Below are 14,890 nucleotides of genomic sequence, written 5' to 3' on the forward strand. Positions count from 1 at the left end.
AATACCTACCTAGTAACTCATAGTTACCTAGTACTTACCTAATACCTACCTAGAACCTAATACCATTAGCCTCATATCTAGACTTTGTATCAATAGATAAATAAGGCTAACTAACAGTTAGGTTAAAATGGGTCGCCCGGGACTCGAACCCGGAACTAATCGGTTAAAAGCCGAGTACTCTACCATTGAGTTAGCGACCCGGTAAGCTTTTATCAAACATACCTTTACTAAGAATATCACATTGATAAGGAAATGTCTAGGGAAATTTAGAAAAATTTCGCCGTTAGCCTCACCGATGTCTCACTACTCTCTCCGGGAGCTAAGTGAGTTAAATTTTCTCCAGTGTTAAGAGCGTTACGGGGAGCACTCCAAGGTTCAAGGCAATAAAAGTCCTTGCCTTGAACTGTCCAAAATACCAAGGTCGAGTAAGCGTCAGTGTAGGTCAATGCGATCGCTAATCCCCTTTCAGCATCAGTAACACTGGCCGTATTATTACTCAGTTGCCCAAACGATACATCAATTTCATCACAGCTAAAATCAAAACTGCCAGTGAAAGGATGTACTGCTTGAGTTTGCTTCTCCTGATACTCCGATGCAGGAATATCAAACTCCAGTTTAGTTTTGTCAGGTGCCAAGAAGTAGGGATGGAAACCTGTGGCAAAGGGCATCGGTTCAGCGGAATGATTCGTATAGCGCTGATCAATGTCTAGGGTGTTGCCTTTTAATCGATAGGTAAAGGTAACTTCGAAGTCAAAGGGATAGACAGAGCGAGTTTGGTCATTACTCTTGAGGGTGATAGTCAACACTGCCATCTCATTCGTTGCACTATTAGTCACCTGCCAAGGCAAATTACGGGCAAAGCCGTGTTGTTTGAGAGTATAGTCTTTGCCAAGGTATGTATAAGTATCATTAACTAAGTTCCCACAGATGGGGAAGAGGATGGGAATGCCACCCCGTACACTCAGATTGGGATCTTTAAAGCGTTCCGCATCAAGATAAAAAATCTCCTGACCTTGGATATTCCACCGAATGACAATGCCACCTCGTTCAGGAACCACTTCTAATCGAGATTGGGCATTGTGGTCAGTGAGAATGTAAGTTTCGTATTGGTCTTGAGTGCGTACGATCTCAAACACTGGCTTTTCTCCCTTACGATTTAAAATCCGATTTATCAGTCTATTGAGTGCCTAATCGCTTTTGATCACAGCAAAAGCCTATTTTTGAGTGACTCTGACTGCGATCGATGGCAGGTTGGCAGGTTGGCAGTTTTTTTTACAAAATTCATGCTTAGTGCCAAGCACGTACAGGGATTAGTATGTCACAATGATGGGTATGTGGAACCTGTAGACACCTACCAAAATGCTTGCTTCTTGAACCAGGAGGCTTTAGCCACGCCGACGTTTATAAGCAGTAGGGTTTCTCCTGCTGTATCCTATAAATAGCCAAGTCGGTGACAAACCTGACAGCTAAGAAGACTAAGGGGAACGGTATAGCTCTTTTTGAGCCAAGTTCGGTAGTAGTGTGTTTAAACCGCCACAACAGTGTGAGTCAAATCTTACTGTGAACGTTGCAAGTAGCCGGTTTTTAACCGCTTTAGCAATATCCGCTCATAATCCCCTATGTTTCAACTTGGGGGAGTTGTTAAATTCTTACTCCATTATCTGTATAAGGATGCTAGTGGAATCTGAGTTTCCAACTAAACAGGTAAGGGGTCTCCCTTTATACCCGCGCTTCATGCGCGGGAGGGGAATTACCTGGCTGAGTCTCTTGGTTTTGGTATGATAAATTGATGGCGGTTGGACTGCCGCTCAATGGCTGTGGTAAATCGATACAGGATATCGAGGAACAGTAAGTCTCATTCGTGAGTTTGAGAAGCCTACATCAAATCAAAGATTATGATGTAGGAGTAGTCACATAACTATAGAGTGACCATACCCCCAAACACCATCTCTAACAGACTACAGCACCATTGCTGGCAAGCAGGAGAAATCGGTTAGGGCGGTATAGGTTGCTGAATTAAGGGATGTAGCGCCGACCTCAGGGGGTTTCCCAAACTCGCGCTCTGCATCAAGACAATGCATAAAAACAGAAAAATAACAAGCGAGAGTTAGCCACCTAATTTATTGGGTGGACAGCGTTCCCGTAGCGTGGCCAAAGGCCAGCGCGCTGGGATTTATCAAGGGCTTTCGTGTTAAAATAGAATCGTGAGTAAGAACAAGGTTGGTCGCGTTTATATTTTGCGCTTTTCGGTGAGATTCCGGACATTTGGAGACGGGGTATATCCTACGACCATGGAACAGGCAAACAATGGAGCAAAAAGTAGTGATTTATTGCCCTGATTTGTTTGGTACAACCACTCCGAAAGCTATTGTGCAATTAAATTAAAAGTAAATCCACCGGTTAACTTTTTGTTAATCCGTTCGCGTAGCTTGGCCAAAGGCCAGGGAGGTAGGGCAGTTTTGAGTCTGCCACAACAAAAGAGACTAGACTCACTCTCTAGTAAGTTTTATAAGCGTCGTGCAGCGCGGTTTTAACCCGCGTAACGACACGACTCTTAGAATCCACGCGATTTCAATCCGTGGAGAACTCAAAATGCAGAAAAAAAGTAATCAATGACACGAGCAGCGTTAATCAACTCAAACTCAAGCTCGCTTCTAATGCAAGCTACACTCTCAAGCAATGAACATAAAAGACTATTAAGCTATTTTAATCTTTAACAAGGAATAGACAAACCCGCTTGATTCCATGTTAAGTTAACCAAAAATGATTTCAAGTCAACCCCTACCCTTTAGGGCTGGGGATACGAGGAGTGAGCTACAATTATTTATTGGTAATCCTTATAAATTCTTGGAATCTATTTTTGCTGCTGATGGCGGCTCGACAAATCAAGTAAATGGTATTTTAGTCGCCAGAGCCAACAAAAAAAGGATCTGGAGTATTCCTGCTCTGGTTGCTCAGGTTTATTTTAACCTTCCATAGTATCTCATCATCGCAATGATGGAGAGAATCCCGCCAATTCTATTCGTGGGAAGTATGTCAGAATAAAGTTGTTTCTAGAGAAACTTAACCGCTTACTTCACCAGTAAAACCAAGAGTTATCTGCAACAGGAGAAGCCGAATATGCTACACCGCAAGATTTATCAACTCTGCTGCGATGGTCGTGAGGTCTGCGTTTTCTTGCGGGATCAGCAACGTTGGATTGAACACGCCCGCATTGTTGATATCGAGGGAGATTTAGTCACAATTCGTTATGAAACAGACGAAGAGGATGAGATCAGTTCCTGGGAAGAAATGGTCCGCTTGGAAAGCATAGGCTCTGTGAGTCACAAGCTAGCTTCTGTTTTCCGAGGTAATGTTGATCCGATAGTCTCTGATGATTGTCCGGAGGCTGAACAAATTCACCCCCGCTCCCAAGACTTAAATCAGGACTAGATTATTCATTGTTAATGGACAACCAACCGTTAAGGGTGAGTAAAAACTAATCGAAAATGTCGCAGAGTCTACCAAAAACTCTTATTATTTGTTAGACTTAAATTAGGTAACACCGAAAGCGATTATTATGTAACTTAAATTAAAGCCGAAAACCAAGGGTTTAATAGTTGCGCTTAGATCCCGGTGTTATAACTTTTTTGACATTTTTATGGCGCTCGCGGGATATTCCTGAGAGCTTTGGGAGATACCCCCTGGATGCGAAAGCATCTTGCATTGGCGGACTTTGGTCTATCTTGGTAGACTTTGGTAGCTAAAAAGTATCGGAAAATTGATAACTCACAATTAGCTAGCAATTTTCCCTTAACTATTCGTTACTCAAGGGGTTCTATCCGTTCAAAAACTGGACAGTACCCCTCCAGTGTTACTTTAAAACCATAGAGAGCTGAGCCTGGATTCCAGCAGCGCTGGCCTCTTTGGTACAGACAATTACCACAACACTCGATATTAATTGGTATCTTGGCTCTGCCCCCTTGTTTGAGTAGTTCTCGTTGTGACAATCCCCGCAAGACCAGTTCTTCTCCTTGCCAGCGGGCTTCTACTAAACCAGTATCAGCGAAATTTTGCCAACGAGGATCCGTTGCGATCGCCCTTGAAAGAGTGATATAGACAAGTGTATCTAATTCATTCAACTCTCCTTCATAGTTCGTTTCCGTTGGTAGAGCTGGTCTGATAAAGGTATCACCAATGGGAAGTTCTACGAGTGTTCCTGCTGCTGGCGTATGGAGATGATATCGATTTTGTAACTCTTCCAAACCAGCAAGATCAGCTAGGTAGGTAGGAGAGCCGTGAACAAAAATCACATGTTGAGGTCGAAGATTATGAATCAACTGGGTGGTACCCAGACAATCCCCATGTTGAGCCAGCAGATAAGTTTCAACCTTAAGAGATCCGTAGTCATCCATTGGATCCAAAGATTTAAGATGTTCCGGTTGCAGGACAACCCAAGAACGGTTCTCTTGCTGCCAGTACTCCCTCCAATCCATGTTTAAGTCAGTGAGGATAATACAGGGAGATTTACCGATAGCATCTCGGTGCTGGGGATCTAACCGCCGCACCCGAGGACGTACCCGCTCATCCCAAAACAAGGCTTGATGTCGGGCAAAATTTTGTACTGAGGTGGGAAAGTGAGACAGTAGTTCTAAGTAAGCATTACAACCAGCAGCCACCGTTCCATTGACCCAAATATCTAGGTCGCGCCCTGTAAAGTGGTGATGAGAGCGCAGGAGCATGAGGATTTCTTGACCTAGACCTAAGGTAGGCACTGGTAACAGAACTGAGTTATTGGTAGCAATTGCCTGCTCAATACGCTCTACTAGTTGATTTTCTTGTTGCCGCCGATGGGGATGTCGAGCAGTGCCATAACTACCTTCTACAATTACCACATCCGGCTGTGTACCCCTGAGTGATTCAAGGGATAATCCCTCCACCAGCCGTGAGTTCGACAGGAAAAAGTCACCGGTGTAAAGCAGTCGGTAAGTTCGATGGCGAGTGGTGTAAGTGAGTAAAAATGCTGCTGCTCCTGGCAAGTGTCCAGCTGGGAACAATTGAGCAGTGAGTCCCTCACAGAATTCTACAGGGGTAGCCCACGGGAGAGCTTGACAAAATGGGAGAATATCCTCAGGAGGCAGTTCCGGCCAGTTGAGTAGTAATAGTTGAGTCGTTACCTCACTAGCGTAGATTGGTAATTGTGGAAAAGTTTGGTGAAGAGCCAGCAATCCCTGACTATGGTCTGAGTGAGCGTGGCTACACAGGACTAAATCTGCTGGTGGTATCCCATCGGTCTGTAGGGGGGAAATGTCTTCTAATCCACAATCCAGCAGAATGCGGTGTGGCCCCATCTGCACCAACAAACAAACCCCTTCTGCACCATGACCAACACCGTAAGGAAAGCAGGTTAATCGGTCATCCTGATCAGAGGATGCTACTGGGCGTTGATTGCTCATGAGCTTCAACTTAAATTTTAGCTAATCCGGCTCCGTTAACCCACGTCTTACTAATCAGGGAAGGGTGAATGATTAAGCCTTGGAAGAGGCAGACAGAATCGGCGATCGCCAACGGAAAATAAGGTGGAACTATTTTTACTAAGGCTGCATCTTCCTTGAACGGAAAATTCAACAGATTCTTCCCCAGTCAAAACAAACGTGGTAGATTTGTCACTCCATACCAATTTAGAGGGGTTTGTATGCTCGATATACCCTATAGGTCACTCTGGAGTCCACAAGAACCCCACACCCTACCCCTTAGGGTGGGTGTGGGGAGTTCTCACCTAGTTTCCCTCCTTTCGAGGTCAGAGTCAAGAGGGTATAAAGACTGGCAACAACATCACCACAGTAGGGAGTTAACTAGGGAGGGACTGGTGAAGTCCCTCTAACCTCTAAGTGACGATTTCAATTTTTTGACACTACCCATGCCTACCTAGAAGGAAGGGGCTTGGGAAAACCCTCGTGAGCCCCCTTACACTCCCCACACTTCGGTCAGCTTCTAGCCTTTAGCCTCTGCTGTAATAGCAGAGGCGTGGGTTTTTCCAAGACTAAACCATGAATGCTTTTTGAAAGCTCAGCAGCTGACAGCTAAAGTAAATACTGGAAGCTTAGTGTGCAGAGCCGTTGCCGTGATAATCGTCTGAATCATAAAATCCATTCTTAGTCCCAAAAAACAGGCACAAAGCAGTAAATGCAATTGTTAGTACCACTAAAACCAGTTTTACTTCCATTTTCTTAATAACTCCTCATGGCTGTGAGAAAAAAGCGTCACGTTCATTGTAACTCCCTGTTTCGTCCAGAACCTGCCTCAATCCCCTGCCTAAGCTGTCACCCACTTAATTTTTGGGTTGAGGCTGATGGGGAGATGGGGAAATGGAGGTGGAGAGAGGGTTTCACGGTTTGTTTCATAAGATGAACAGATTCAATGTAGATCTGTCCGTGTTAGCTTCAAAGTCATAGCTACTGTAATATTTTTCTATTTCTCTATGATTATATATTCTTAATTTTTTAATTAGAGCGAGTATGGTATTATTTATATCAGTGTGTTTGTTGGGGTTTAAACGCCAAAGTGATAGTGAGCTTATAAAAAATGGCAACTACAAAGTACCAGCTTAGGGAGTACAGCTTAGGGAGTACCAGCTTAGTGCGAACGCTATCGGTAGTAACTTAGGTAAATTACGCACTATTTTAGAAGCTGCTAATCGGGAACGTAAACCAAACTTAAGGTTTTACCCTGCCAGACCGTTCTAGTTACCCTAAAACTGCGGAATTTTAAACCACCACAACCAAATAATCTAAATGATTGCTATAGCCGGTTGAAGTTTTAGATGAAAGAAATCTATAAAATTAAGCGTCGCCAATTCATTAAACTTAGCTCCGTGACTCTTGGTAGTAGTGTTTTGGCAGCTTGTAATAATCAAAGCTCTACACCATTAACGACAGAAAAAAAAGGTAAATTAGATAAAATAAAATTTGCTCTGGGCTGGAAAGCTGAAGCAGAGTACGGTGGTTTTTATCAGGCTGTCGCTACTGGAATTTATCAAAACTATGACCTAGATGTTACCATACAACCAACAGGTCCTCAGAGCAATACCACCCAATTATTAATGGGAGGAGTAGTTGATTTAACTATGGGACAGGCTGTTGATGCTATTAAAGCAGTGCAACAAGGTATTCCCAAAATTACTTTAGCAAGTATCTTCCAAAAAGAAATACGAATTCTCTTGGCTCATCCAGGGGTAGGCAATGACTCTCTGGGACAATTAAAAGGTAAACCGATTTTTATTTCTCCTGGAGCCATCACCACCTATTGGCCCCTACTCAAGGCAAAATACGGTTTTACAGATGACCAGAAACGCCCCTACAACTTTAATGTTAGCCCTTTTTTAGTAGATAAAAATTCAGCTCAACAGGGAATTTTGACTTCTGAACCTTACCTTATAGAAAAGCAAGGAGGCTTTAAGCCCAATATATTATCCTTAGCAGATGCTGGTTATAATCCCTATGCTTTCACCATCGAAACCACCAAGAAACTCGTTGAAACTAACCCCGACCTGGTTCAGCGATTTGTTGATGCGTCAATCAAAGGATGGTATAGCTATCTAGAGAATCCCGAACCAGGCAATCAGCTGATAAAAAAAGATAATCCAGAGATGAACGATGACCTGATCGCCTATGGTCTGGATAAGCTTAAAGAGTATGGTATTATCATTTCTGGCGATGCTGAAAAACTTGGCATTGGGGCAATGACCGATGAACGCTGGGAAAGTTTGTTCAATGAGTTAGTTACCGTTGGGGTACTTGATGCCAAGACTGATTACAAACAAGCCTACACCTTAGCATTTGTCAATAAAGGAGTAAATTTTTATACATAAAGTTAGTTAACATTTTAGTTTATTAGTTACTTTTTAGTTACTTTAATTAAGTACCGAAATAACAGCTTATTAAAAAAAAAGTAAAATGCCGAATATATTATTTATAGACATGTTAACATCAAATTTATTAGATATTGTTATTAGACATTAATTTCTATCTAGTGATTGATAATTTAAACTATTAACGGATTGCTAATCACTGATTAGAGCTCTTGCAAAAGTAGTTTTATGATACTGTTTTTATAAATTTTTTTCCGCTGCTACCTGTTACCGACTTCTGCAAGAAGTCTATTGCTACTAACTGACAATAGATGAACCAAAAACCAGCTATTTCTCTTACCCATGTCAACAAAACTTTTGACAATGGTACTGTAGCGCTAAAAGACCTAAATCTCAACATCAATAAGTCTGAATTCATCAGTCTGGTAGGACCATCGGGATGTGGCAAGAGTACCCTGCTACGCATCATTGCTGGACTAAGCACTATGAGTTCGGGAAACATAGAATGGAGCGATCGCGGCCACCAAAACGAGATAGCTTTTGTCTTCCAAGAAGCAGCACTAATGCCTTGGGCAACGGTAATGGTAAATGTTCGTTTGCCTCTTAAATTAGCAAGGGTATCTAAAAAAGTGGCTGATAATGCTATTAAAGAAGCGCTCCAATTAGTTGGACTAGAAAGTTTTGCCCGATCCTATCCCCGTCAACTCTCCGGTGGCATGAAAATGCGAGTCTCTATTGCCAGAGCTCTTGTTACTTCTCCCAAGGTATTGCTGATGGATGAGCCCTTTGGAGCCTTGGATGATATCACTCGTACTAAGCTTAACCTGGAGTTACTTGATTTGTGGAGTAAGAAACACTGGACTGTCGTTTTTGTGACTCACAATATTTATGAAGCCGTATATCTATCCAATCGCGTGGTAGTAATGGCAGCTCGTCCAGGTCGAGTAGTGGCGGATATAACTATTGATGAACCATTACCACGTAAGGAACAGTTTCGTACATCATTAGTTTATACAAAATATTGTCGCAAGGTGGCTGAGCAGTTGTCAAAAGGGATGAATTATGAATAGAAATATTATGAATAGAAATATTACAGCTATATTAAACGCGATCTAAAAATTTTATGGAAAAAACCAAAGCCTTCGTTCTGGCAAAGCTAAAATTGAAACGTTTGCTATCTATCGATATTATAGCCCCTTTGGCAGTGGGAATCCTGGTGTTGATGGTGTGGGATATCTCTGTTCGAGTGACTAGTACGCCCTCCTATATATTACCAGGTCCTTTGCTGATTATCAAGGTATTAATTAGGGACTGGAACAGTTTATTTCAGCCATTGCTGATCACCATAAAAATCACTGTAGCTGCTTTTATAACAGCAGCAATTTCAGGATTGCTAATTGCCATGTTAATGGCTCAGAGTAAGTGGATTGAAAAAAGCTTATATCCCTATGCAGTAGTTTTGCAAACAATGCCTATTGCTGCGATCGCGCCTTTAATTATTATTTGGCTGAGGAACAATACCTTCGCTGCTTTGGTACTTTGTGCTTGGATTGTAGCATTCTTCCCGATTATTTCTAATACGACGTTTGGTTTAAATAGCATCGATTCCAACTTAAGTGACCTGTTCCGGCTTTACAAAGCATCTCGCTGGCAGACAATGCTGTATCTGCGATTACCAAGTGCTTTACCCTATTTTTTAGCTGCATTACGTATTAGTGGTGGATTAGCCTTAATCGGAGCAATAGTAGCTGAGTTTGTTGCCGGTACAGGCGGTGCTAATTCAGGAATTGCTTATCAAATGCTAATTGCTGGCTACAATCTCGAAATTCCCCGGATGTTTGCTGCTTTGTTTATGATTAGTAGTCTAGGTATCTTGATTTTTGTACTCTTGACCACCTTATCCAACTTGGTTCTGGGGCAATGGCATGAAAGTTCTCTCACCAGAGATAATTGATTTGATAATTAATAGTAAAGCAGCTCTTAAGATTAATTTTTTATATGATTCGATTTCGATATAAGCGAAAGTCTCAATCAAGATCAGGAAAAAAATCTAGATGTACCTCACGCTAACTAGGAAATCCGATATCCGTTTTCATTTCCTATAGCTGAAGTTACCTTTTGGTGATTGATTTTATTGTTACTTGTAATAAATAACTATATATAGTTATTGATGTATTGTAATTGCTTAACTCCTGTGATTAACTGCCGATTGTTAATTTCCGGAGCCACTTCAGCAATAGTCGGGACCTGGTTAGCGATCGCTTTAGCATCTCCCCAAACTAACGTCTTAGTTGACACTCCCTGCTCGCGCATAGACGGGGAGTGTCAACTAAGACATTAGTTTGTTGGTAAAGGGGTTGCTATGGGACGTCGCTCAATGACCTGGTCGATTAAACCATAGTCCTTAGCCTCAGTCGCTGACATAAAGAAATCCCGCTCGGTATCCTCCTGAATCTTTTCCAGTGGCTGACCGGTATGTTCTGCTAAATAATTGTTTAGCTGCTGCTTGTGGTACAGGATTTCTTTTGCTTGGATTTCTATATCGCTTGCCTGTCCCTGTGCTCCTCCCAGTGGCTGATGAATCATAATCCGGGAGTGGGGCAAGCTCATGCGTTTACCCTTAGCACCAGCACTGAGTAAGAAAGCCCCCATACTAGCTGCTAGTCCAACACAGATAGTGCAGACGTCCGGAGCAACTTGATTCATCGTATCGAAAATGCCCATGCCCGCAGTCACTGAACCGCCGGGAGAGTTGATGTACAGGTAAATATCTTTTTCCTGGTCATCGGCTTCTAGAAAGAGTAATTGGGCAACCACTAAGTTAGCTAAGTCAGAATCAACCTGTTGTCCGAGGAATACAATGCGCTCTCGCAACAAACGAGAGTAAATATCAAAGGCACGTTCGCCACGACCGGATTGCTCGATAACTGTAGGAATCATAAAAAATAAGCGTGAAATTTGCAAACCCCGTGTATGGGCGACTGGGGAGGAAAAACAAAGGAAAAGGGCGGTTAAAACCGTCTTAGATCAATGTGGGGAGAACAGATGCAGTTCATACCCGTTCCTGTTAACAGCCTCAAGCCCCTATCGAAGCATAACCTCATGTTTGCCTCGCGGCTTGTTATCGGTTGGTCAGCTATGTTGCATGACTAGGCTAGGGAGTCCTGTCTAGACAAGAGTGGGGTGCTGACTTAAGGTGGCTGGTAGATTGGTTTTCCTTTACATTGTAGCGACTAGCAAACTCTTGCTTTGGTTCTAATCTCGGCTACCCCTAATCTATTAAATTACACAGAATGACTTAGGAGCAACCCTTTGCACTGTGCCAGTCACTGAGGCGGAACATATAACTTGGCACTTATATGGTTGCTTAAATAAACTGGTAGAGTTAATTACCTTCACGGGTGTATCAATTTTTATAAAGTTCGTATCTCAGTCAAGTAGCATCGCTTTCGATTGTTTCACCAAGACTATATATTAGGAATGAGGAGTGTGGCTCGTGTTTAAGAAAGTTTTTCAGGCATTTACCATTACAATATTGCTCAACTTACTAGTCTATATTAGTCCACCAGATCCTCAACAGTCTGATGCTGTACCGCCGTCACGGTCAACCCCAAAAGTGTTCTTAAGTTTACGGTAGCACCACCAGACATGATTGATTAGTCGTTAGTCATTAAACCTTCGATGTCTTAATTGGTTCCATCTATGGATGGAACTAACAGACTTGTAGACTAATGACTCAATCATCCAAGGGCAATCGGAGTGATGGAATAAGTTAAGGGCTAGGAACACCCAAGATAACTAAGGAATTGTGAATCCCATTTAACTAACTCAATAGCAATGGCGGTTAGTCACCAATTTATCCTATCATTCCAGATGTCCAATTCCACACCCACCCATTGCCGAGCCATGAAATTTAGTCTTTTAATAGAACACCTGGGTAGTACAGCGTCTTTGTGCCATAGCCTGAATAGCGATACAGAGCTTAACCCTGAAATTACCGGAGTTGCTCCCATCGATCAAGCCACCCCAGGCACTCTCAGTTATATTGAAGGACCCAAGTTTGCCCACATGGTAGAAAAAACCCAGGCGAGTGCATTAATTTTGTCCCTGGATGAAGCATTACAGGCAAAAGCGACAGAAAGAGGTATTGCTTGGGTAGGGACATCTGAACCGAGATTACTATTTGCTCATGCGATCGCATGTTTCTATCAACCCTTTCAACCAGCACCAGTCATCCATCCCACTGCAGTGATTGACCCAGATGCTCAGTTAGGAACAGATGTCTATATTGGACCTTTCGTCATAATTTCAGCAGGGGTAAAGATTGGCAATCAGGTCTGTATTCATCCTAATGTAGTACTATATCCTGAAGTAGAAATAGGCGATCGCACTGTTCTACATGCCAACTGCACTATTCATGAACGGAGCCGCATTGGTAACGATTGTGTGATTCATAGTGGTGCAGTCATTGGTGCTGAAGGGTTTGGCTTTGTGCCAACCCCCCAAGGGTGGTATAAAATGCAACAATCTGGCTACACGGTCTTAGAAGATGGGGTCGAAGTTGGCTGTAACAGCACCATTGACCGTCCAGCGGTTGGGGAAACCCGGATTGGACGTAACACTAAATTAGATAATTTGGTACATATTGGTCATGGCTCCGAGGTGGGACAAAACTGTGCCTTGGCAGCCCAAGTTGGATTATCTGGAGGAGTCAAAGTAGGTAATCAAGTGTTGCTGGCGGGTCAGGTAGGAATTGCGAATCAAGTGAAAGTTGGGGATGGAGCAATTGTGACCGCTAAATCGGGAATCCACAAAGATGTAGAACCCGGAAGTATAGTTTCTGGCTATCCTGCTATTTCCAACAAACTCTGGCTAAAAATATCTGCCATCTACAATCGGCTTCCAGAAATGTATAAAATCTTGAAACAACTTGAACGAAACTTTAAAGATAAAAAATAAATATAAAAAGTTAAACAACTGGGCTCTCCTAGACTGATTATAGTAAATTAGTAGTTTAAATGAGCTTAAACCCTTAAAGAGCAAGGGATTCAATAAACTAAAAATACATTGTCTTGATGCAGTCGCTCATGGTTTGTTCGCGTTCGCCTTTGGCGTGGCCTACGGCCAAGCGTCGCCTTTGGCGATAGTTACCGTAAGACAGGCTCGCCTTAATCAATAAGTTTTAACCATGCATCTGCATAGCCTACCAACCATAAAGGCTCCCCTGTCTAAGGTTTCGTCTCCGGGGAAAACCACGGCAGTCGCTCATGGGGGGAACCCCCTTTGGCGGCGCTGCCTCCCCTGTTCCGAAGCTGCATCGCTTTTATTAAAATTGCATTTTTAAATTACTCAAGAGCTTACTAAGCAAGGACTATGGCGATTATTTTGTACTAATTTATCCTAGCCACTCTAGGAGAGCCAACAACTGAACAATTTTTGCTGTTTCTTTTGCTATGATTTTGGAACATTAAGGAATTAAGCTGACTTGAACAGATTTCTTGACAAAATCTTCATATTGGAAGCTTAGTGAGAAATAAAAACTCTAATTTTAATAATTTTTTAAGGTTATAGTTAATCGTTTCTTCTCGGAAACTTAATAAATAAATCTCAAAGTATAAATAGTTTGTAAAGATTACCTAGATACATTGACTTTTAATAAAAAAAACCTGTAAAAATTTACACAATACGTTCATTAGTCGTAAGCATTCAGCTATCAGCCGTCAGTCGTCAGCTAATCAACGGGAGGTAGTAAACAAGCTGAGGGTGCTGATATGGCTGCTTGAAAATCCCTGCTTGTTTTACTCATCCAACCCCCTGCAGTTAAACCGCCTGCTAGCACCTCAAGTAGCGATGCAGCTTCGGAACAGGGGAGGCAGCGCCGCCAAAGGGGGTTCCCCCCACTCGCGCTTTGCCGTGGTTTCCCCCACTCGCGCTTTGCATCAAGACAGCACCTCAAGTAGCGCATTAGCTGATAGCTGACAGCTGAATACTTACCATTAGTCATTAGACGATCATCAAACTGATCAGATTAATCAGGGTGTTAATACGGTTGGTGCTCATATCAAAAGTTAAGATTGCCTCTGATTTTTCTGGAATCATCGTCGTCGTTTCAACCTTTAGCGTTCTAGAAAAATTAATTTTATGTCCACGTCTCAAATTCCAAAACAGTCCACCTTAAGAAAAGAAATCAACTATCTGGTTGACTCGTCTAGTTTTTCTAGTGGTGAGGAACCAGTTAAATTAGTTAATGGTGGCTTTGAAGAAGGACTCAAAGGCTGGCAAAAGCTAGGACCAGGCGGGATCAAAAGAGCTAGTTTTGGCATTACTCCAACCGAGGGAGAAAAGCAGCTTTTACTAAGAACTAGCAATACCGAAGTCACCAGAACAGGTCAGCCAAAAGCCCCATCAGCCTCTAAACTGGAGGAGTTTTTATACCTGTCCACAGGAACTCTTGATTGTATTGCCCAGAAAATTTTAGACACCGTTGGCATATGTGGTACTTCTAGCAAGGTAGTCAGAGGTGCTGCTATCCAACAAATGATTACCCCTTGTGTTGGTGATACCTTAACCTTTGATTGGAATTTTCTCACCAATGAAGACGTGGGAGATGAGGCTATTGTTGCCGACTTCGCTTTCTTCTGCCTTAGTTCTCCCAAGTCCCAAATTGTCTATGAACTAGCTAACCCAATCCTAGGGGTCTTTAGTCAAGCACCGAAAAACTTTTACAACCAAACCGGATTTCAAGGATTTACTCATACCTTCACTACTGCTGGAACTTACAGCCTAGGCTTTGGTGTTGTGAATGAATTGAGTCATCAAACTCAGTCTGGGCTCATCATTGACAATGTTAAGCTAACCAGCGCTACTGTTGATGATCCGGCTTCAGTACTCAGCCTACTTTCAGTAGCCTCCTTCAAGGATGCTTAAATAGGACTTAGGCACTCAAGCTATATGTAGAGCTATATCTAGAAATGAGTTGATTTGGTTAAACTCTATCTATAGAGATTAGAGCAGATATATTAGACCAGAGATTAGACCTCC

General features: G+C 42.5%; 15 protein-coding genes and 1 tRNA gene. 9 read left to right on the top strand and 7 right to left on the bottom strand.

Going from position 1 to position 14,890, the window contains the following annotated elements; translation table 11 throughout:
• Positions 1–128: 128 nt before the first annotated feature.
• Together F6K63_RS17340 and F6K63_RS17345 are read right to left on the bottom strand one after the other, a co-directional pair.
• Positions 129–200, bottom strand: a tRNA-Lys gene (locus F6K63_RS17340).
• Positions 201–266: 66 nt separating this feature from the next.
• Positions 267–1,136 carry an aldose epimerase family protein gene (locus tag F6K63_RS17345; RefSeq protein WP_287255962.1) on the bottom strand — a complete coding sequence of 290 codons (870 nt, stop codon included), beginning with the start codon at positions 1,134–1,136 and terminating at the stop codon, positions 267–269.
• A 1,068-nt stretch (positions 1,137–2,204) separates the two neighbouring features.
• Here F6K63_RS17345 and F6K63_RS17350 point away from each other — a divergent pair.
• The 3 genes from F6K63_RS17350 (at position 2,205) to F6K63_RS17360 (ending at position 3,432) form a co-directional block, all read left to right on the top strand.
• The gene (locus tag F6K63_RS17350) at positions 2,205–2,339 is read left to right on the top strand and encodes a hypothetical protein (RefSeq protein ID WP_267872009.1); all 135 of its coding nucleotides are present in this window, start codon (positions 2,205–2,207) and stop codon (positions 2,337–2,339) included.
• A gap of 424 nt (positions 2,340–2,763) precedes the next feature.
• Entirely contained in the window at positions 2,764–2,979 is a 216-nt protein-coding gene (locus F6K63_RS17355) for a hypothetical protein (RefSeq protein ID WP_008182037.1), read from the top strand.
• A gap of 141 nt (positions 2,980–3,120) precedes the next feature.
• Positions 3,121–3,432 (top strand): DUF6679 family protein, encoded by a 312-nt coding sequence (locus F6K63_RS17360; RefSeq protein ID WP_008182036.1) that lies wholly within the window; start codon positions 3,121–3,123, stop codon positions 3,430–3,432.
• 371 nt (positions 3,433–3,803) lie between these two features.
• On the opposite strand, the gene F6K63_RS17365 is transcribed toward F6K63_RS17360, so the two are convergent.
• The 3 genes from F6K63_RS17365 to F6K63_RS37885 all read right to left on the bottom strand — a co-directional run bounded on the left by F6K63_RS17365 (position 3,804) and on the right by F6K63_RS37885 (position 6,205).
• Positions 3,804–5,435: an MBL fold metallo-hydrolase gene (locus F6K63_RS17365; RefSeq protein WP_287293355.1), complete on the bottom strand. Its 1,632-nt coding sequence runs from the start codon at positions 5,433–5,435 to the stop codon at positions 3,804–3,806.
• Positions 5,436–5,445: 10 nt separating this feature from the next.
• Positions 5,446–5,607, bottom strand: a complete 162-nt coding sequence (locus F6K63_RS17370) for a hypothetical protein (protein WP_287247583.1) — start codon at positions 5,605–5,607, stop codon at positions 5,446–5,448.
• A 475-nt stretch (positions 5,608–6,082) separates the two neighbouring features.
• Positions 6,083–6,205, bottom strand: a complete 123-nt coding sequence (locus F6K63_RS37885; RefSeq protein WP_044492584.1) for a DUF8629 family protein — start codon at positions 6,203–6,205, stop codon at positions 6,083–6,085.
• 597 nt (positions 6,206–6,802) lie between these two features.
• On the opposite strand from F6K63_RS37885, the gene F6K63_RS17375 reads away from it, so the two are divergent.
• The 3 genes from F6K63_RS17375 (at position 6,803) to F6K63_RS17385 (ending at position 9,803) form a co-directional block, all read left to right on the top strand.
• Positions 6,803–7,849 (top strand): ABC transporter substrate-binding protein, encoded by a 1,047-nt coding sequence (locus tag F6K63_RS17375; protein WP_287247581.1) that lies wholly within the window; start codon positions 6,803–6,805, stop codon positions 7,847–7,849.
• Between the two features lie 311 nt (positions 7,850–8,160).
• A complete protein-coding gene (locus F6K63_RS17380; RefSeq protein ID WP_287247579.1) occupies positions 8,161–8,919 on the top strand; it encodes an ABC transporter ATP-binding protein in 759 nt (252 codons plus the stop codon).
• Positions 8,920–8,972: 53 nt separating this feature from the next.
• Positions 8,973–9,803 carry an ABC transporter permease gene (locus tag F6K63_RS17385; protein ID WP_287247577.1) on the top strand — a complete coding sequence of 277 codons (831 nt, stop codon included), beginning with the start codon at positions 8,973–8,975 and terminating at the stop codon, positions 9,801–9,803.
• Between the two features lie 200 nt (positions 9,804–10,003).
• On the opposite strand, the gene F6K63_RS17390 is transcribed toward F6K63_RS17385, so the two are convergent.
• Together F6K63_RS17390 and clpP are read right to left on the bottom strand one after the other, a co-directional pair.
• A complete protein-coding gene (locus F6K63_RS17390; protein WP_008182031.1) occupies positions 10,004–10,162 on the bottom strand; it encodes a hypothetical protein in 159 nt (52 codons plus the stop codon).
• 24 nt (positions 10,163–10,186) lie between these two features.
• Positions 10,187–10,789, bottom strand: coding sequence for an ATP-dependent Clp endopeptidase proteolytic subunit ClpP (gene clpP / locus F6K63_RS17395; protein ID WP_008182028.1), 603 nt, complete (start codon positions 10,787–10,789; stop codon positions 10,187–10,189).
• A gap of 556 nt (positions 10,790–11,345) precedes the next feature.
• Here clpP and F6K63_RS17400 point away from each other — a divergent pair.
• From F6K63_RS17400 to F6K63_RS17410, 3 genes are all read left to right on the top strand, one after another.
• The gene (locus F6K63_RS17400) at positions 11,346–11,486 is read left to right on the top strand and encodes a QAALIT motif small membrane protein (RefSeq protein WP_154659741.1); all 141 of its coding nucleotides are present in this window, start codon (positions 11,346–11,348) and stop codon (positions 11,484–11,486) included.
• A gap of 269 nt (positions 11,487–11,755) precedes the next feature.
• Complete coding sequence (lpxD, locus tag F6K63_RS17405) at positions 11,756–12,808, top strand: UDP-3-O-(3-hydroxymyristoyl)glucosamine N-acyltransferase (RefSeq protein ID WP_008182027.1); 1,053 nt, start codon at positions 11,756–11,758, stop codon at positions 12,806–12,808.
• 1,182 nt (positions 12,809–13,990) lie between these two features.
• Positions 13,991–14,776 carry a hypothetical protein gene (locus tag F6K63_RS17410; RefSeq protein ID WP_008182024.1) on the top strand — a complete coding sequence of 262 codons (786 nt, stop codon included), beginning with the start codon at positions 13,991–13,993 and terminating at the stop codon, positions 14,774–14,776.
• Positions 14,777–14,890 lie beyond the last annotated feature (114 nt).

The sequence above is a fragment of the Moorena sp. SIO1G6 genome, assembly GCF_010672795.1.
GTDB classification, from domain to species: domain Bacteria; phylum Cyanobacteriota; class Cyanobacteriia; order Cyanobacteriales; family Coleofasciculaceae; genus Moorena; species Moorena producens.